At 70.1% G+C, this 18465-nt stretch carries 12 protein-coding genes; 7 read left to right on the top strand and 5 right to left on the bottom strand.

Translation table 11 applies throughout. From position 1 onward, the window contains the following. Positions 1-360: 360 nt before the first annotated feature. The 3 genes from Pth03_RS14475 to Pth03_RS14465 all read left to right on the top strand — a co-directional run bounded on the left by Pth03_RS14475 (position 361) and on the right by Pth03_RS14465 (position 3971). The gene (locus Pth03_RS14475; protein WP_203944759.1) at positions 361-1506 is read left to right on the top strand and encodes a Gfo/Idh/MocA family protein; all 1146 of its coding nucleotides are present in this window, start codon (positions 361-363) and stop codon (positions 1504-1506) included. Continuing rightward, positions 1503-2690 carry a dihydrodipicolinate synthase family protein gene (locus Pth03_RS14470; protein ID WP_275413107.1) on the top strand — a complete coding sequence of 396 codons (1188 nt, stop codon included), beginning with the start codon at positions 1503-1505 and terminating at the stop codon, positions 2688-2690. The genes Pth03_RS14475 and Pth03_RS14470 overlap by 4 nt, the downstream gene beginning before the upstream one ends. A 441-nt stretch (positions 2691-3131) precedes the next feature. Beyond that, positions 3132-3971 carry a sugar phosphate isomerase/epimerase family protein gene (locus Pth03_RS14465; RefSeq protein ID WP_203944758.1) on the top strand — a complete coding sequence of 280 codons (840 nt, stop codon included), beginning with the start codon at positions 3132-3134 and terminating at the stop codon, positions 3969-3971. On the opposite strand, the gene Pth03_RS14460 is transcribed toward Pth03_RS14465, so the two are convergent. Next, positions 3958-4944 carry a LacI family DNA-binding transcriptional regulator gene (locus Pth03_RS14460; protein ID WP_239119032.1) on the bottom strand — a complete coding sequence of 329 codons (987 nt, stop codon included), beginning with the start codon at positions 4942-4944 and terminating at the stop codon, positions 3958-3960. The genes Pth03_RS14465 and Pth03_RS14460 overlap by 14 nt on opposite strands. 127 nt (positions 4945-5071) lie before the next feature. Here Pth03_RS14460 and Pth03_RS14455 point away from each other — a divergent pair, with 127 nt between their 5' ends. Together Pth03_RS14455 and Pth03_RS14450 are read left to right on the top strand one after the other, a co-directional pair. After that, complete coding sequence (locus tag Pth03_RS14455) at positions 5072-6256, top strand: thiolase family protein (RefSeq protein WP_203944756.1); 1185 nt, start codon at positions 5072-5074, stop codon at positions 6254-6256. Beyond that, a complete protein-coding gene (locus Pth03_RS14450) occupies positions 6253-8361 on the top strand; it encodes a 3-hydroxyacyl-CoA dehydrogenase NAD-binding domain-containing protein (protein WP_203944755.1) in 2109 nt (702 codons plus the stop codon). The genes Pth03_RS14455 and Pth03_RS14450 overlap by 4 nt, the downstream gene beginning before the upstream one ends. Before the next feature lie 34 nt (positions 8362-8395). On the opposite strand, the gene Pth03_RS14445 is transcribed toward Pth03_RS14450, so the two are convergent. Further along, on the bottom strand, positions 8396-11263 hold the full coding sequence (locus Pth03_RS14445) for a helix-turn-helix transcriptional regulator (protein ID WP_203944754.1): 2868 nt from the start codon (positions 11261-11263) through the stop codon (positions 8396-8398). A 231-nt stretch (positions 11264-11494) separates the two neighbouring features. Here Pth03_RS14445 and Pth03_RS14440 point away from each other — a divergent pair, with 231 nt between their 5' ends. Both Pth03_RS14440 and Pth03_RS14435 read left to right on the top strand, forming a co-directional pair. Then, positions 11495-12871 (top strand): HAMP domain-containing sensor histidine kinase, encoded by a 1377-nt coding sequence (locus Pth03_RS14440; protein WP_239119046.1) that lies wholly within the window; start codon positions 11495-11497, stop codon positions 12869-12871. Between the two features lie 67 nt (positions 12872-12938). After that, on the top strand, positions 12939-13559 hold the full coding sequence (locus Pth03_RS14435; RefSeq protein WP_203944752.1) for a LysE family translocator: 621 nt from the start codon (positions 12939-12941) through the stop codon (positions 13557-13559). On the opposite strand, the gene Pth03_RS14430 is transcribed toward Pth03_RS14435, so the two are convergent. The 3 genes from Pth03_RS14430 to Pth03_RS14420 all read right to left on the bottom strand — a co-directional run bounded on the left by Pth03_RS14430 (position 13525) and on the right by Pth03_RS14420 (position 18435). After that, positions 13525-15000: an amino acid permease gene (locus Pth03_RS14430; RefSeq protein WP_275413106.1), complete on the bottom strand. Its 1476-nt coding sequence runs from the start codon at positions 14998-15000 to the stop codon at positions 13525-13527. The genes Pth03_RS14435 and Pth03_RS14430 overlap by 35 nt on opposite strands. A 101-nt stretch (positions 15001-15101) precedes the next feature. Continuing rightward, positions 15102-17006 carry a 1-deoxy-D-xylulose-5-phosphate synthase gene (dxs, locus tag Pth03_RS14425; RefSeq protein WP_203944751.1) on the bottom strand — a complete coding sequence of 635 codons (1905 nt, stop codon included), beginning with the start codon at positions 17004-17006 and terminating at the stop codon, positions 15102-15104. A gap of 223 nt (positions 17007-17229) precedes the next feature. Next, entirely contained in the window at positions 17230-18435 is a 1206-nt protein-coding gene (locus tag Pth03_RS14420; RefSeq protein ID WP_203944855.1) for an ROK family transcriptional regulator, read from the bottom strand. Positions 18436-18465 lie beyond the last annotated feature (30 nt).

Raw genomic sequence — 18465 nt, 5'->3', positions numbered from 1 at the left:
CCGTGATCATGCAGAAGTTCGGGCGCATGCCGCGTGACCTGGCCCGACCCTTGGGCGTGATCATGCAGAAGTTCGCCGGCGGGCCTGCCGACGTGCGCCGGCCCGCGTCGTGATCATGCAGAAGTTCGGCGCCCTGCCGTCTGACCTGGGAAAACACCGACCGTGATCATGCACGGGTTCGGCCCATGCCGTACGACCTGCGGGAACCCCGAACGTGATCATGCAATCTCGGCGCGCAGCCGTACGGCCTGCCTGAAGCCTGCACCCCGGCCCGGCCTGGCACCCGGGATCGACCCCGAACCGGGACATCGGGTGTTATTCTCGGCCGGGAAAGCGCTTTCCATCTGAGGAGGGTCTGGGATGCGCGACCGAGTCCTCGGCGTCGTGATGAGCGGCGTCACCGGCCGGATGGGTTACCGCCAGCACCTGGTCCGGTCCGTCCTGGCGATCAACGAGCAGGGCGGCGTGAGCCTTTCCAACGGCGACCGCGTGCGCCTGCGGCCCGTGCTCGTCGGCCGCAGCCTCGGCAAGCTGGCCGACATCGCCGGCAGGCACGCGATCCCCGACTACACCACCGACCTCGACGCCGCGCTGGCCGACCCGGCGAACACGATCTATTTCGACGCCCAGGTGACGCAGGCGCGGGTGGCCTCCACCCTCAAGGCCATCGGCCTCGGCAAGCACGTCTACACCGAGAAGCCGACCGCGGAGACCGTGGCCGACGCCGTACGGCTGGCCGAGGCCGCCCGGGAGGCCGGGGTGAAGAACGGCGTCGTCCAGGACAAGCTGTTCCTGCCTGGGCTGCTCAAGCTCAGGCGGCTCATAGACGGCGGGTTTTTCGGCCGGATCCTGTCGGTTCGCGGCGAGTTCGGCTACTGGGTGTTCGAGGGCGACTGGCAGCCGGGGCAGCGGCCCTCGTGGAACTACCGTGCCGAGGACGGCGGGGGCATCGTGCTCGATATGTTCCCCCATTGGACCTACGTGCTGGAGAACCTGTTCGGCCGGGTCGAGTCGGTGTACGCGCACGTCAGCACCCACATCAACGAGCGCTGGGACGAGCACGGCCAGGCGTACAAGGCCACGGCCGACGACGCGGCCTACGGCGTCTTCGAGATCGAGGGCGGCGTGGTCGCTCAGATCAACTCGTCCTGGGCGGTACGGGTGAACCGGGACGAACTGGTGGAGTTTCAGGTGGACGGAACCCATGGCAGTGCGGTCGCCGGACTCCGCGAATGCCGCATCCAGCACCGGGCGGGCACGCCGCGGCCGGTGTGGAACCCCGACCTGCCCGTCACCGAGTCGTTCCGCGACCAGTGGCAGCGGGTGCCGGACAACACGGACTTCGACAACGGTTTCAAGGTCCAGTGGGAGATGTTCGTACGGCACGTGCTGGAGGACGCGCCCTTCCCCTACTCGTTCGCCGCCGGCGCTCGTGGAGTGCAGATCGCCGAGCTCGGGCTGCGCTCGCACGCCGAAGGCCGTCGTCTGCCAGTGGAGGCGTTGTGACCGGTCCCGTCATCTCGCTGCCCGGGAGGCGAGAGCCGTACGAACTGGGTGAACCGGGCGCGTGGGCGCGCCCGGACGGACCGCCGGCCACGCGCGTCGCCTACGCGGCCGCGCACGTGGTAGCCGATCCGCGCGGGGACAACGGCCCGGGCCGCCCCGCCGTGGTCGACTGGGAGGCGACGCTGCGTTTCCGGCGGCATCTGTGGTCGTACGGCTTCCGCGTCGCCGACGCCATGGACACGGCGCAGCGCAACATGGGTCTCGACTGGCCGGCGACGAGCGAGCTGATCAGGCGCAGCGCCGCCGAGGCGCGGACCATCGGCGATCCCGCCGACCTGGTGGCCTGCGGCGCGGGCACCGACCACGCGCCGGACGCCGGCACGCTCGGCGCGATCATCGCGGCGTACGCCGAGCAGGTGGAGACCGTGCGGGATGCGGGCGCTGGGGTGATCCTCATGGCCAGCCGCCAGCTTGCCCGGACCGCGCGGGGCTCGGAGGACTACCACAAGGTGTACGGCACGCTGCTGGAACAGGCCGACCGTCCGGTCATCCTGCACTGGCTGGGCGAGATGTTCGACCCGCACCTCGCCGGCTATTGGGGCTCCCGCGACGTGGAGGAGGCGACCGCGTCGTTCCTGGCCCTCATCCGCGACCACACGTCCAAGGTGGAGGGCGTCAAGGTCTCGCTGCTCGACGAGGACCACGAGGTGCGCCTGAGGGCCGCCCTTCCTTCGGGCGTCCGGCTGTACACCGGTGACGACTTCAACTATCCGTCGCTGATCAAGTCGGGATCGCACGCGTTGCTGGGCGTCTTCGACGCCATCGCTCCGGCGGCCGCGACCGCGTTGGCTGCCCTGGACCGGGCGGAGCAGGCCGAGGACGAGGAGACGCGCCGGCGGAATATCGCGCTTTATGACGAGATATTGGGGCCGACGATGGCGTTGTCCAGGAAGATCTTCGAGGCCCCGACATATCACTACAAGACGGGAATCGTCTTTCTGGCGTGGCTGGCGGGACATCAGGATGGCTTCGTCATGGTGAACGGCGCCCAGTCCGCCCGGTCCGTTCCGCACCTGGCCGAGGTGTTCCGGCTCGCGGACAAGGCCGGGCTGTTGCCCGATCCCGATCTGGCCGTCCATCGGATGAAGGCCTTCCTGACCACGTACGGCCATGCCCACAACTGAGCCACCCCCTCTTTGGCGTGATCATGCAGAACTTCGCGATCAATGCGTCCGACGTGCGAATTCACCGACCGTGATCATGCAGAAGTTCGAGATCAATGGGCCCGACCTGCGGATTCTCAGAGCGTGATCATGCAGAAGGCAGCCGTCGACGGACATTCCTTGGCGAAGCGCTCAGCCGCACTGCATGATCACGCTCGACATCCACCCAGGTCACACGTCATGTTCGCGAACTTCTGCATGATCACGATACGCGTCGGCCCAGGTCGGACGGCTTGATCCCGAACTTCTGCATGATCACGCCCAGGGGAAGGGGCTGGTGAGAGCACATCTTGACGAACTTCTGCATGATCACACCCAAGGGGTCGTGATCACGGGCCAAGGGAACATGATCACGGGCCAAGGGGACGTGATCACGCCTAAGAGGAGAGGGGGCTTGAAAAGGTGGATCGGTTGGCGTTGAACCAATGGACCACAAAGCGGTGGTCGGTGAAGGAGGCCGTCGCCGGATGCGTACGGCACGGCCTGCCGGCCATCGGCCTGTGGCGGCAGAACGTCGCCGAACAGGGGCTGGACGAGACCGTCCCATTGGTGAAGCACGCGGGACTCCGGGTGTCGTCCCTCTGCCGCGGCGGGTTTCTCACCTCGCCCGGATTCGAGGAGGACAACCGGCGGGCCGTCGACGAGGCCGCCGCGCTCAACGCGGCCTGCCTCGTCATGGTGGTCGGCGGGCTGCCGGGGGTGGTGCCGGGCGAGCCCCTCGGTGAGATCTCGCGCGACCTGAGAAGCGCCAGAAACCAGGTGGCGGACGCCCTCGCACTGCTCGCCCCCTATGCCGCCCAGCGCGGCGTACGGCTGGCCCTGGAACCGCTCCACCCCATGTACTGCGCCGACAGGGCGGTCCTGTCGACCCTCGGCCAGGCCCTCGACCTGGCGGCGCCGTATCCGCCGGAGACGGTGGGGGTGGTGGTGGACACCTTCCACGTCTGGTGGGACCCGCAGGTCTTCGAGCAGATCGAGCGGGCAGGACGGGAGGGGCGCATCGCGTCCTACCAGGTGTGCGACTTCCTCAGCCCGCTGCCGGCCGACGCGCTGCTCGGCCGCGGCATGATGGGCGACGGCGTGATCGACTTCGGGCCGCTGACCGAGGCCGTCGCCGCGGCCGGTTACGCGGGAGACGTCGAGGTGGAGATCTTCAACGCCGACATATGGGCCGCCGATCCCGACGAGGTCGTCGCCACGATGAAGGACCGCTTCGCGCGTCTCGTCGTCACACGCTCGTGACGCTCTCGCGCAGCACGACCTGGCCCTCGACGTGAACCACCGCCGCAGGAGCCTCGGACAGGGCCAACTCGACCGCGCGTGCCCCCATGTCGGCCAGCGGCAGCCGTACGGTCGACAGGGACGGCGTGACGTCGCGCAGGGTGGCGATGTCGTCGAACCCGGCGAGCGAGACGTCGTCCGGCACGCGCACGCCGCGTTCGCGCAGCGCGGCAAGCGCTCCGACGGCCATCACGTCGTTGACGGCGAACACGCAGGTCGCCCCCGCGACCTCCTGGACGGAGGCGTATCCGCCCGCACGGTCGAACGCCCCGTGGACGATCTGGGGTTCGGGCAGTCCCAGCTCCGCGAGCGCGCCGGCGAACCCGGCGGCCCGGTCGGCCGCCGTGATCAGGTGGGGCGGCCCGGCCAGCACGGCGAAGCGCGTGTGCCCGAGGGTGGCGAGCGCCCTGGCCAGGTCCGCGGCGCCTTGGCGGTTGGCCGGGGCGATGGTGCCGACCCCGAGGAGGTCCTGCCCGACGCAGGCGGCCCTGCCGCCGGATTCGCGGTAGCGGTCGAGTTCGGCGCGCAGCCGCTCGGTCAGGCCGGCGTCGGTGACGCGCGAGCCCGCTATCAGCACGGCGCGCACCCGCTGCGCGTGCAGAGTCGAGACGTAGGCGATCTCACGTTCGGGGTCGCGGTAAGTGGTGCCGACCATGACCATGTGGCCCCGGGCGCTCGCCGCCCGCATGGCGCCGTCGGCCAGGGCCGCGAAATAGGGGTCAACGAGGTCGTGGACGACCAGCCCGATGACGTCGCTCGCCCCGCGGGCCAGGGTCTGGGCGGCCACGTTGGTCCGGTAGCCGAGCTCGGCCGCCGCCTTCTCGACACGCTCCCGCATCGTGCGCCCGACCTGGCGAGAGCTTCCGTTGAGCACGCGGGACGCCGTCGCGAGCGACACCCCCGCGTGCCGTGCGACCTCCTCGAGAGTGACCACGCCACCTCCAGCCGTGATCGGAAAGCGATTTCCAGTATCCCAAACCACCGACCCCGCCGATCGGGGCATCTGTTACTCGCCAGTAGCATTAGGGTCGGAAGCCGCCGGAGAGTAGGAGCGAAACCCCGTGCCCGCATCCCGTGAAGTCGTCTTCGTCGACGGCGTTCGCACGCCTTTCGGCAAGTCGGGCCCCAAGGGCCTGTACGCCGAGACGCGCGCCGACGACCTGGTCGTCCGTGTCATCCGCGAGCTGATGCGCCGCAATCCGAACCTCCCGCCCGACCGGGTGGACGAGGTCGCCATCGCGGCCACCACCCAGATCGGCGACCAGGGCCTGACCATCGGCCGCTCGGCCGCCGTGCTGGCCGGCCTGCCCAAGTCGGTCCCCGGCTACGCCATCGACCGCATGTGCGCGGGCGCGATGACCGCCGTCACCACGGTGGCGGGCGGCATCTCCTTCGGCGCCTACGACGTGGCGATCGCCGGAGGCGTCGAGCACATGGGCCGCCACCCGATGGGCGAGGGCGTCGACCCCAACCCGCGGTTCCTGTCCGAGCAGCTCGTCGACGGGTCCGCCCTGATCATGGGCATGACCGCGGAGAACCTGCACGACCGCTACCCCACCATCACCAAGGACCGCGCCGACGCCTTCGCCGTGGCCTCGCAGGAGAAGGTCGCCAAGGCTTACGCCGACGGCAGGATCCAGCCCGACCTCGTCCCGATGGCGACCCGCAAGGCCGCCGAGGGCTGGGGCCTGGCCACCGTGGACGAGGCGCCCCGGCCCGGCACCAGCATGGAGGGGCTGCGAGCCCTGAAGACCCCGTTCCGCGCCCACGGCAGGGTTACCGCGGGCAACGCCTCCGGCATCAACGACGGCGCGACGGGCTGCGTCGTCGCCGCCGAGGAGGTGGCGGCCGAGCTCGGCCTCACCCCGAAGATGCGGCTGGTCTCCTACGCCTTCGCCGGGGTCGACCCCGAGGTCATGGGCGTCGGCCCGATCCCGTCGACCGAGCGGGCGCTGCGTCTGGCCGGCCTGTCCATCGGCGACATCGGCCTGTTCGAGATCAACGAGGCGTTCGCCGTACAGGTCCTCGCGTTCCTGGAGCACTTCGGCATCGCCGACGACGACCCCCGGGTCAACCCGTACGGCGGGGCCATCGCGTTCGGCCACCCGCTCGCCTCGTCGGGCGTGCGGCTGATGACGCAGCTGGCGCGGGAGTTCGCCGAGCGCCCCGACGTCAGGTACGGCATCACGACGATGTGCGTCGGCATGGGCATGGGCGGCACGGTCATCTGGGAGAACCTGGCATGAGCAACGTCGAGAACTGGAAGTCCCTCCTTGAGGGGAAGAACGCCGACGAGGTCGTCACCAAGGCTCTCGTGCGCGACGTCGACCTGCCGTACGGCGCGGGCACCATGGCGCTGATCACGCTGGACAACGGCTTCGACCACACCAAGCCCAACACCTTCGGCCCGCAGGGCCTGCTCGCGCTCGACGAGGCCCTGGACGGCATCGCGGCGCGCACGGACATCGTCGCCGTGGGTCTGGTGGGCAAGCCGTTCATCTTCGCCGTCGGAGCCGACCTCAAGGGGGCCGCCGCGGTGACCTCGCGCGAGGAGGCCCTCGCGATCGGCGCGCTCGGCCACCACGTCTTCCGCCGTCTCGGCGAGCTGGGCGTGCCCTCGTTCGCCTTCGTGAACGGCGCGGCCATGGGCGGCGGCCTGGAGATCGCGCTGCACTGCGTCTACCGGACGATCTCCTCCGGGGTTCCCGCCGTCGCGCTCCCCGAGTGCTTCCTCGGCCTGGTGCCCGGGTGGGGCGGCACCCAGCTGCTCCCCCGCCTGATCGGCCCCGAGAAGGCTCTCAAGCTGATCATCGAGAACCCGCTCTCGCAGAACCGCATGATCAAGGGGCGGGACGCGTTCGAGCTGGGCATCGCCGACGCGATGTTCGAGCCGGCGGACTTCCTGGAGGAGTCGCTGCGCTGGGCCGCCCAGGTGCTGCGCGCCGAGGTGACCGTGGAGCGGGTCTCGCACACCGACGCCGACTGGACGCCCGTCATCGACCAGGCGCGCACTCTCGTCGACCTCAAGCTGCGCGGCGCCTCCCCCGCCCCCTACCGCGCGCTCGACCTGGTCGCCCAGGCCCGTACGGCCACGCGCGACGAGGGCTTCGCCGCCGAGGACGAGGCCCTGGCCGACCTCCTCATGGGCGACGAACTGCGGGCCGGGCTCTACTCGTTCGATCTGGTGCAGCGCCGGGCCAAGCGGCCGGCCGGGGCGCCCGACAAGGCGCTCGCGCACAAGGTCACCAAGGTCGGCGTCGTGGGGGCCGGGCTGATGGCCTCGCAGCTCGCGCTGCTGTTCGCGCGCCGGCTCGAGGTGCCGGTCGTGCTGACCGATCTCGACCAGGAACGCCTCGACAAGGGCGTCGGCTACGTGCACGCCGAGATCGGCAAGCTGCAGGCCAAGGGCAGGATCTCCAGTGACCGGGCCAACCGGCTGAAGGCCCTGGTCACCGGCTCGCTCACCAAGGACGCGTTCGCCGACGCCGACTTCGTCATCGAGGCCGTCTTCGAGGACCTCAAGGTCAAGCAGCAGGTGTTCGCCGAGGTCGAGGCGGTCGTCTCCGAGACGTGCGTGCTGGCCACCAACACCTCCTCGCTGTCGATCACCGAGATGGCCGCCGGGCTCCGCCACCCGGAGCGTGTGGTCGGCTTCCACTTCTTCAACCCGGTCGCCGTGCTGCCGCTGCTGGAGATCGTGCGCGGCGCGGCCACCGACGACGCGACGCTGGCCACCGCCTTCGCGGTCGCCAAGTCGCTCAAGAAGTCGTCGGTGCTGGTCAAGGATGCTCCGGCGTTCGTCGTCAACCGGCTGCTCACCCGTTTCATGGGCGAGGTGATCGCCGCCGTCGACGAGGGCACCCCGGTGGAGACGGCCGACCACGCGCTCGACGGCCTCGGCCTGCCGATGACGCCGTTCGCCCTGCTGCAGCTCGTCGGCCCCGCCGTCGCCCTGCACGTGGCGGAGACCATGCACGCCGCCTTCCCCGACCGCTACGGCGTGTCGGAGAACCTGGCCAAGCTGGTCGCGGCGGGCAAGCCGGGCCTCTACGGGGCCGACTTCCAGATCGACCCGCAGGCCCGGGCGCTGTTCGAGGGCGGCTCCACGCCGTCCACGGGCGACGAGGTGCGTCTGCGCGCCCTTCGCGCCCTCGCGCAGGAGATCGACCTCATGCTGGCCGAGGGCGTCGTGTCGGCGGCCGAGGACATCGACCTCTGCATGATCCTCGGAGCCGGCTGGCCGTTCCACACCGGCGGCGTCACGCCGTACCTGGACAGGACCGGCATCTCGGAGGAGGTCACCGGCCGGCGTTTCCTGGCCCCCGGGGTCGCGTCCGTTCCCGCCGTCTGATCATGCGTAGTGCCGCGGCCGCCTGGTCGCGGCACTACGCGTCGCCGTCGTCCGGCGATTCGACCAGGTGCCTTTCTGCGGCGAGCCGGGCGAGCTCGACGCGGGACGCGATGCCGAGCTTGCTGAAGATATGGCGCAGATGGGCGGACACCGTGTGGGGCGAGAGGAACATCTGCGCCGCCGCCTGCCGGTTCGTCAGTCCCTTGGCGATCAGTGCCACGACGGCGCGTTCGGTGTCGGTCAGGCTGTCCCACCCTGAAGCCGGCCGCTCGGCACGCGTCCAGTGCCGGTGGCGGACGCCCAGCTCCCGGAGCCGGGCCCGGACACGGGCCACGTCGCGCAGGGCACCCATGGTCTCGTACCCGTCGAGTGCCCGCTCGAGGCTGTCGACGGCACAAGACGTCTGGCCGGAATCGTCGAGCAGGACAACACCGAGGTCCTCGGCGGCCGAGGCCCGGCCCCAGGGGTCCAGGTGATCGGCGGCGGCACGGGCCAGGGCCGTCGTGTCGCGATGAAGCACGCCGCGAGCATGAGCGGCCGCCGCGCCGAGCACGGGGAAATCGGGGTTGTCACGTGCCAGTGATTCCGCCGTGTCGACGACCCCTTCGGCACAGGACCGGTTCGCGGTGGCCAGCGCCAACCTGGTCATCCAGCCGGCGGCGTTGGGCTGGACGACGAGCGTCCAGCGCCTTTCACGCACGTCGGTGTAGGCGACGCTTAGCACGTCCATGGCCCGATCGGGCTCTCCCTGGGCCTCCTCGACCATCGCCCTCACCCATCTCCCCCATGCCGCGCCGTACATCATCCCTCGCTCGTCGCAGCCGTGCTTGGAGCTGTAGCGCTCGATGTGCCTGGCCGCGGATTCGAGGTCCCCACGCCTCACGGAGACGATCGCGAGCACGCAGAGCCCCGTGAGGTCGAATCCGTGACTGCCCAACTCCTCCGCGATCATCAGCCCTTCCTGGGCCTCAGCCGCGGCGTCATCGAGCCGACCGGCGGTCAGGCTCAGACAGCTGCGGAAGAACGCGGGTTGTGCGGCCTGCACGGTCTGCCCGAGCCCCTCGATTTCCTCTGCGAGGGCCCGAATGGTGCTTTCGGCCGCCTCGAACTGTCGCAGGAACTTGTGGTTCATGGTCAGCAGCATGCGAGGGTACGGCCGCTCGATGGCCTCCACCGAGCCCGTGCTCGCGATCCGCACCGCCTCCTGAAGGTGGCCGAACGAATCGGCGACCTTCCCGTCCACCAGGGCGGACTGCGCGAGCAGCATGTGGGCCCCGACCAGGGCGGTGTCGTCGCGCTGCTCTCGGTCGGTCAGAACGGCTTCCGCGCGTCGACGTCCCTTCCGAAAGTCGCTGTGCGACAGAAGTCCCGAGAAAAGGGCCGACTCGGCGGCGCCGCGAAGCTCGTCGGAGAGTTCTCGCTGGGCGAGGACGCCTTCGGCCTCGGTCACCGCCTCGGCAGGCCGGCCGCTCAGCAGCAGCGTGTACGCCAGCGCGCACCGCACACGCAGGGCCGTGCCGGGCGGAGCCGTGCCGAGCGCTTCACGGGCGAGCCGGGCTGCCTCCGACAACTGTCCGGTGGCCGTCAGAGCGTGAACCGCCGTCGCGACACGGTCGAACCGATCAGGGTCGGTGGGATCACTGATCTCAAGTGCCCGCATGGACAGATCGAGAGCGGTCTGCGGGGAGAACGCGAGCACCTCCAGCGCCGCGCGGTCCAGGCCGCGGATGGCGGAGGCATCGCCGGGCAGCGCGCTCTTGATGAGGTGCGAGGCGGCCGGTACGGCGGAGCCACGGCTGTCGAGTAACATCTGCGCCGCCTCCCGGTGCAGCGCCAACCGGATCGGCGGGGCCAGCGTCTCGATCACGGCGCGCCGCAGCAGCTCGTGCCGGAAGGCCAGCTGGTCCGAAACGGCCACCAGGATGCCCGCCGTCATCGCCTCATCGAGCATCCGCATGAGGTCGCCGGTCGGTTTGCCGAGCATCGCGGCCAGATCGTGCACGGTGAAGGTATGGCCCAGGATCCCGGCCACCTGGACCAGGTCGCGGGCTCGCGGAGAGAGATCGTCTATGCGCTTGCGCGTGATCGTCTGGACGCGCGGCAGTTGTTCTGACGCCAGCCGCGCATGGCCGTCGATCACCTCGATCACGCCCTCCGCGTTCAGCTTGTCGAGCGTCTCGAGGAGCTGGAAGGGGTTCCCCTCCGCCAGGGCCGACAGCGCGAGCACGTCCGGGCACGGCTCGGCGTCCAGGGCGTCCGAGGCGATCTCGGCCACCGCATGCTCGTCCAGCGACTCCAACGCGATCCGGGCGGCGCCGTCGCGCTCCAGACTGTCGTACAGATGGTCCAGAGGGGACGACGGACCGCTGTCCGGGGTGCGCGACAACACCCACACGAGCGGATAGGAGGCCAGATCCCGGGACACGCACCGGAGGGCCAACAGCGTCAGCGGATCGGCCCAGTGCAGGTCGTCGAGTGCCACCAGCACCGGCCCGCGCGCCACCTGCCTCTCCAGCGGTTCCGACACCTGCTTCACCAGGATGAGCCGCATATCAGCGGGGGCGGGGTCCGGCGTGCAGCCGATCGAGGAAACGCCGGCGATCTCCCACAGCGCGGATCTCAGCGGGACGAGAGGAGTGAAATCGAGCTCGTCCGCGGCACCCTGACCGACCGTGAACCCGGCCCATGCCGCCGCGCCGACCGCCTCCGCGAGCAGGCGACTCTTTCCCATCCCCGCCCGGCCCTCGACCAGCAGGACGGAACCCCGACCGCTGCGAGCCGCCCGCAGCGCGTCGACCACCTGGTTCCACTCACGCGTACGGCCGCGCCAGTTCCGCCAGGACGACCATCCGGAGTCGAGCCCGCCCGCGGCCGCCCATTCATGCGACCATCCGCCCAGCACACATCGAGTTTATGACTCGGGCGCATCCGGAGCTCGTGCCAACCTCCCCTGACCTGCCCGTATGCGACATCGTCTGGACGTGTGATGTGCGGGGCCCTGCTGCCGGTCACGATGCTCATGCCGTCGCTCGTGTCGGGCGAAGGCGGCGGGGCCCATCACCTCGGCGTCCAACGGGCGCGCGGGCCCACTGCAGAGCACCGATCATCTCGGGAGGAGGTCTCCTTGCGCGCCATGACGCTGTCCGGCCGTTACGCCCGGCTGTTCCCGCACCCGATACGGCCACGCACGACACTCTTGATCACGGTATTGGTGGCGCTTTTCGCCGTGCCCGCCTATGCCCAAGGAGAGGCGTTGTCGCGTCAGGAGCAGTACGACACCGCCTGGCTGCATGTCCAACGGCAGGCCGGACTCACCGCGGCCGCCGTCCGTACCGGACGCCTGAAGGATCCACTCGGAACCGACGTCGGCGGAGTCGACTTCGTTCAGATCGTCGGATCTGACAGGCGCATCCTCGCGTCGACGATCGCGGCCCATGGGCTCGCGCCGACGACGGACGTGTGGCCGTCGGCCCGTGCTCCGCTGCAGAACCTCCGCACCTGCGCGCCGCAGCCCCTGGGCTGCGTTTACGTCTCCGCTCTCAGGGTCGGCCCCACTCCCGACTCCGCCGTCGTCTACGCGGCCGAACATGAGCCGGACGGGGCAGGGATGGGGTGGCTGCTCGCCGCCGAGGCGGCCGCCTTGATCATGCTGGCCGCCTGGACCGCATGGAAAGTCACCGGCAACGCTCTGCGCCCGATCGAGGCCATCCGCACCACCTTGTCCACCATCGACAGCACCAACCTCGGCGGCCGCGTACCCGAGCCACCCGGGAACGATGAGATCGTTCAGCTCGCCAGGACGATCAACGGCACCCTGGATCGTCTGGAGGAGGCGAGGGAGTGTTCCGAGCAGGCGCTCACCCAGCAGCGCAGATTCACCAGTGACACCTCTCACGAACTGCGCACCCCCCTCACTGGGCTGCGCACTCTCTTGGAGGAGGCACAGCTGCATCCTCGGACGACACAACTTCCCCAGCTGCTTCGCGACGCGTTGAGCGACGTCGACAGGCTGCAGACGATCATCAGTGATCTGCTGCTGCTCGCGCATGTGGAGGGGGGAACGTCGCCCCGGAGACCGATAGACCTGTCCGATTTGGTCAAAGAGGAAACCTTGCGGCGCTCGGACCGCCTTCCGGTGCGGCTTCAGCTCGAGACCGGGGCAACCGTCAAGGCCTGCCGAATTCAGATGGGCCGCGTGTTGACCAATCTGCTGGACAACGCCCAGCGGCACGCGGCCCATGTCGTGCAGGTGGAGGTGCGCCGCGAGGGCTCCGTCGCCGTGCTCGCGGTCTCCGACGACGGGACGGGGATCGCCGACGCCGACAGGGAACGGATTTTCGAGCGGTTCGTCCGGCTGGACGCCGCGCGCAGCCGCGACCAGGGAGGCAGCGGTCTCGGCCTCGCGATCGCCCGCGACATCGCCCATGCCCACCAGGGCACGTTGACGGCCGGGAGCTCGGACATCGGCGGTGCCCGGTTCGTGATGAGGATCCCGCTAGCGGAGAACTGATCACGCCGATTCCCCTACAGCGGCTTACCCGGTACCCTCACGCGGGACAGATCGGGAGGAACCGCCCGTGCAGGACTTGCTTCTCGGGCTCAGCCTCGGGTTGGGGGCCGGAGTCACTCCCGGCGCGCTGCTGAGCCTGGTGATCACCGCCAGCCTGCGCGGCGGATTCCGGGCGGGAGCCCGGCTGGCCTGCGTGCCACTCATGTCGGACCTGCCCGCCGTCGTGCTGAGCCTCACCGTCGCCGAGGCGATGCCCGCGCTCGTCCTGCGCGTCTTGTCTGCCGCCGGCGGCCTCTACGTCATCTACCTGGGCGTCATGACCGTCCGCGAGGCCCGTACGGCACAGCCGCCCCAGCCCGGGGCCGCCGCCCCGTCGTCGGCCGGGGAGATCCTGCGCGCGGTGGCGGTCAACCTGCTCAACCCCCATCCCTGGCTTTTCTGGATCGCCGTCGGCGCCCCGGCGTTCGTCACCGCCTGGCACCACGCGCCGGGAGCGGCGGTGGCCTTCGCCGTCGGCTTCTATCTGGTCCTGTGCGGCTCCAAGGTGGCCCTGGCGGGGGCCGTGGGGGCAGGAAGGCACAAACTGACCCCGCGGGGCTACCGGCTCATTCTGGGAACCGCAGGGCTCCTGCTGGCCGTCGCGGGAGCCGTCCTCAGTTTTCGAGGACTCTCTCCTCAGGGACTGTGACCCGGCTCCTGCGCCTGCCGTACCCGAAATAGACCCCGGCTCCGATCAGCATCCAGATCGCGAAGCGCAGCCACGTCTCGACCGGCAGGTTGAGCATCAGGTAGGCGCAGGCCAGCACCGACAGCACCGGCACCACCGGCACCCACGGCGTGCGGAAGGCGCGCGGCAGGTCGGGCCGTGTCCGGCGCAGGACGACGACGGCGATCGAGACCACCACGAACGCGAAGAGCGTGCCGATGTTGACCAGCTCCGCGATCGCGGCCAACGGGATGAACCCGGCGAGCAGCGCGGTGACGCCCCCGATGACGATCGTGATCAGGTACGGCGTGCGATATCTGGGGTGGACGCGGGCGAGCCGGCGGGGCAGCAGGTTGTCGCGGCACATCGCGAACAACACCCGGCTCTGCCCGAGCATGAGGATCATCACGACCGTGGTGAGCCCGGCGATGCCGCCCAGGCTGATGAGCGTGGCCAGCCACGTCTGGCCCGCCTCGCGGAAGGCGTCGGCGAGCGGAGCCGACACGCTGAGCTCGGAGTAGTGCTGCATGCCGACGACGACGAGCGAGACCGCGACGTAGAGGATCGTGCAGACGGCCAGCGAGGCGATGATCCCGATCGGCAGGTCGCGCTGGGGCCTGCGGGTCTCCTCGGCGGCGGTGGCGACCACGTCGAACCCGATGTAGGCGAAGAACACCAGCGCCGCGCCGGTGAAGATCCCGAACACGCCGAAGACCACGGGCTGCACGCCGAAGAGCACCTGGATGAGCGGCGCGGTGAGGCCGCCCTTGCTCTCCACGATGTGCGACGGAGGGATGAACGGCTGGTAGTTGGAGCCCTTGATGAAGAACAGCCCGGCGACGATGACGAGCAGCACCACCGCCAGCTTGATCGCGACCATGGTCGCGTTGAAGCGGGCCGACAGTTTGATGCCCGCCACCAGCACGGCCGTCAGCGCCAGGACGATCGCCGCGGCGGGCAGGTTGAAGACGGGGTCCTCGCCGGCCAGCGAGCCGGGCACGTAGATCCCGAAGTTCTTCAGCAACGAGGTCAGATAACCCGACCAGCCGGAGGCGACCACTGCCGCGCCGAGGGCCAGCTCCAGCATGAGGTCCCAGCCGATGATCCAGGCGGGGAACTCCCCGATCGTGGCGTAGGCGAAGGTGTAGGCGGACCCGGCCACCGGCACCGTGGCGGCGAACTCGGCGTAGCAGAGCGCCGCCAGCCCGCAGGCGATGCCCGCGACGACGAACGACAACGCGACCGCGGGGCCCGCGGTGTTGCGGGCCGCCACCCCGGTCAGCACGAAGATCCCGGTGCCCACGATGACGCCGATGCCGAACACGGTGAGGTCGAGAGCGCCCAGGCTTCGCTTCAGGCGGTGTTCGCCGCCCTCGGCGTCTCTTATCGACTGCTCAACCGTCTTCGTCCGGAAAACACTCATCCGCAGACTCCCTCATCGGGCCGGTGATCTGCAGACTTCCCGGAATCGTGGTCGTTACGCCCGGTAGCCGGTCCGGCCGGCGCGGACCGGCCCGCACGTGCTCACTGCGTCTGGCGGGCGGGATGCCGCTCCAGCACGGGGGAACGCCGGGCGACCGCCTCGGTGATCTGCCGCGCGAGGTCCTGGCCGGTGAGGCCGATGTCGGTGAGGATCTTCTGACGCTTGGCGTGGTCGAGGAACCGCTGCGGAATGCCGAAGGTCCGCACCGGGACGTCCACGTCGGCGTCGCGCAGCATGCGGGCCACGGCGTCGCCGACTCCGCCCACCCGGCCGCCGTCCTCCACGACCGCGACCAGCTTGTGCGCGGAGGCGGCCAGCACGAGGGCCTCGTCGAGCGGCTTGACCCAGCGGGGGTCGACCACCGTCGCCGAGATGCCCTGCGCGTCGAGGAGAGCGGCCGCGTCCATGCAGATCTCCGCCATGGGGCCGACCGCCACCAGCAGGACGTCGGGGTCGCCCGCCCGGAGCAGGTCCATCTCCCCGAGCCGCCCGACGGCCTCGATCTCGCGGGGCAGCGCGCCCTTGGGGAAGCGCACGACCGACGGGCCGTCCTCGATGGCGACCGACTCGGCCAGCAGCTCGCGCAGCCGTACGGCGTCGCGGGGCACTGCCAGCGACAGGCCGGGGATCAGCTGGAGGATCGACAGGTCCCACATGCCGTTGTGGCTGGGCCCGTCGTCACCGGTCACGCCCGCCCGGTCGAGCACGACCGTCACGGGCAGCCGATGCAGGGCCACGTCCATCAGGAGCTGGTCGAAGGCGCGGTTGAGGAAGGTCGCGTACACGGCGACCACCGGGTGGAGCCCGCCGAGGGCCAGCCCGGCGGCGCTGGTCAGGGCGTGCTGCTCGGCGATGCCCACGTCGTAGATCCGGCTCGGGTAGGCCTCGGCGAAGGCGGCGAGCCCGGTGGGGTGGAGCATCGCGGCGGTGATCGCGACGACGTCCTCCCGCTGCGCACCGATCTTGACCATCTCCTCGCTGAACACGTTGGTCCAGCTGTGCGGCCGCGCCCGCTCCTCACCCGTCACGATGTCGAACGGCTGGGGGCTGTGGAAACAGTCCTCGTCGTGGTTCTCCGCGTGGGCGTACCCGTGGCCCTTGTGCGTGATGACGTGCACGATCACCGGGCCCCTGTAGGCCTTGGCCCGGCGCAGCGCCGCCTCGACCGCGGGCTCGTCGTGGCCGTCGATCGGGCCGACGTATTTGAGGCCCAGGTCCTCGAACATGACCTGCGGGGCGAAGATGTCCTTCAGGCCCTTCTTGACGCCGTGCAGGGTCTCGTAGAGGGGCGGTCCGATGACCGGCACCCGGCCGAGGTTGTCCTTGACGAGCTCCAGCGCCTGCTCATAGCGCTGGGTCATCCGCAGCGTGGACAGGTGGGAGGCCAGGCCGCCGATGGTCGGCGAATAGGAGCGGCCGTTGTCGTTGACGATGATGATCAGCGGCAGGTCCTTGCGGCCCGCGATGTTGTTCAGCGCCTCCCAGGCCATGCCGCCCGTCAGCGCGCCGTCGCCGATGACGGCCACCGCCGTCCTGTCGGTCTCGCCGCGGAGGGCGAACGCCTTGGCCAGGCCGTCGGCGTAGGAGAGGGCGGTGGAGGCGTGGGAGTTCTCGATGACGTCGTGCTCGGACTCGGCTCTGCTGGGATAGCCGGACAGGCCGCCCTCCTGGCGCAGCGTGGCGAAGTCGCCCGCGCGGCCGGTCAGCAGCTTGTGCACGTACGCCTGGTGGCCGGTGTCGAACAGCAACCGGTCGCGCGGAGAGTCGAAGACCCGGTGCATGGCGATGGTCAACTCGACGACGCCGAGGTTGGGGCCGAGGTGGCCGCCCGTGCGCGCCACGGTGGAGACCAGCAGGTCCCGGATCTCTGCGGCAAGCCCCGGCAGATCGCCGGCGGCCACATTCTTCAGATCGAGCGGGTCCTTGATCGTCTCCAGAATCCCCACCGAGTCATCCCTTTCCGCTCATCTTCGAACAGGCCGAGTGTAGTTCCCGCAAGCCAGTCCACCTTGTGGAACCGTACTGAACCTTCGCGTCTCGTGTGCGAATTCCCTTTGATTCTGCTTTACCGGCCTTTCGACTTGGCGCCGAGGGGGCCCGATAAGGGTCCTACGCCTTGGGATTCCCCCTGGGAACGCCCTCAGACCCCGCCGCCCCCTGCCGCGGGTGTCACGACGTACGACGGGCGAGCGCGTCGAGGGGGTCGGCGAGCACCTGCCCGAAGGCCAGTTCGGCGGCTCCCATGAGGGGCGCGTCGTCGCCCAGCCCGGAGGTGCGAAGCCGCAGGCCTTCCCTGGTCGCGGCCAGCGTCGCGACGTTGATCTGGCTGCGCACCTGGGCCGCCGAGCCAAGGTACATCTCCCTGAGCGTGCCCCCGAAGATCACCATCTCGGGGTTGAACACGTTGACGAGGTTGGCCACTCCCAGGCCGAGCCAGCTCCCGACCCCGTGCAACGCCTCCTGGGCGACCACGTCGCCCCGGTCGGCCGCGTCGACCACGGCGCGCACGCCGTCACGGCCGACGATCTCGCCGGCGCCCCGTCCGGCGTGCTCCATCAGCGCCCGCTCCCCCACCTCGGCCTCCAGGCAGCCGCGGGAGCCGCAGCCGCACGGCCGCCCGCCGGGGTTGACGACGATGTGGCCGACCTCGCCTCCGTAGCCGGCGAAGCCGCCCAGCAACTGGCCGCCCGCGATGATGCCGCCGCCGATCCCCACGTCACCGTGCAGGTAGATCAGATCGCGGCAGCCGAGGCCGACCCCCCTCGTATGCTCGGCAAGCGCGCCGAGGTTGGCGTCGTTGCCGACGACCACGGGCAGCCCGAGCGCCAGCTTGCCCGACAACTGCTCGCCGAAGGGCGTCTCCTCCAGGCCGATGTTCGGCCCTGTCCTGACGACTCCGTCCGACTTCCGTACGGCACCGCAGAACGCCGCCGCCGCCCCGACGCAGACCGTGTCGGGGCGAGTCTTGCGGAGCATCTGCCGGGCGAACCCGGCGAGGATGGCGATGACCTGGGCGAGGTCGAACGATCCGCGTTGCCGCAGGGCCACCCGCCGGTCCAGGATCACGCCGCCGAGACCGACGCGGGCGGCGGCAAGCCGGTCCACGCCCACGTCGAAGGCGAGGACGTAGACCCGCGACGACTCCGGGCGGACCACCAGCGACGGCCGGCCCGCCCTGCCGGTGTCCTTCGGAAGCTCCTCCCTGACCAGCCCGGCCGCCGTCAGGTCGGCGGTCAGCGCCATGATGGTGCTGCGGTTGAGCCCCATCAAGCTGGTCAGCTCCGCCCGGGAGGTGGGCCCTCCCAGGTGGACGTGGCGGAGCAGTGTGCCGAGATTGTGCTTGCGGATCTCCTCCTGTGAGGGACCTGCGCGCATCATCGGGACAGCCTCGGTTCTCCTCGGGGG

The organism is Planotetraspora thailandica, from assembly GCF_016863335.1.
In the GTDB taxonomy this organism is placed as follows: Bacteria; Actinomycetota; Actinomycetes; order Streptosporangiales; family Streptosporangiaceae; genus Planotetraspora; species Planotetraspora thailandica.
This window is presented reverse-complemented; position numbering and strand designations above follow the sequence as displayed.